Source organism: Aureimonas altamirensis (assembly GCF_001463885.1).
In the GTDB taxonomy this organism is placed as follows: domain Bacteria; phylum Pseudomonadota; class Alphaproteobacteria; order Rhizobiales; family Rhizobiaceae; genus Aureimonas; species Aureimonas altamirensis.
This window is the reverse complement of record NZ_BBWQ01000031.1, coordinates 1-251: the sequence shown is the minus strand read 5'-3', so window position 1 is coordinate 251 and position 251 is coordinate 1. Positions and strand designations below refer to the sequence as shown.

Annotated in this window: 1 protein-coding gene; it reads right to left on the bottom strand. The window is 56.2% G+C overall.

Annotated features, from left to right (window positions below; genetic code table 11):
- Positions 1–35: 35 nt before the first annotated feature.
- On the bottom strand, positions 36–251 hold a 216-nt coding region (locus AUL31_RS20615; protein WP_210168786.1), incomplete at its 5' end, for a hypothetical protein.

Below are 251 nucleotides of genomic sequence, written 5' to 3'. Positions count from 1 at the left end.
CGATTTTCCTGGTTGACGGTTTTGGTAGGTTAGTCCTATAAGCCGGCCATCGAGACGGCGGCGGCGCCGGGCCGGACTGGTTGGCTCAGGGAACTGGGTTGATTGGTTTGGAAGCATGGCTGGATTGGCTTGGTTAAGCCTGGTTGATCCGGCTGGGTTTTTGCGCTCTGGCCGTTGGTTTTGGATTTAAGAGAGTTGCGTTGAGTGGCTTTCGCGGTTTGGCTTTCGGGCTTGACTGAGGCGGTTGACGA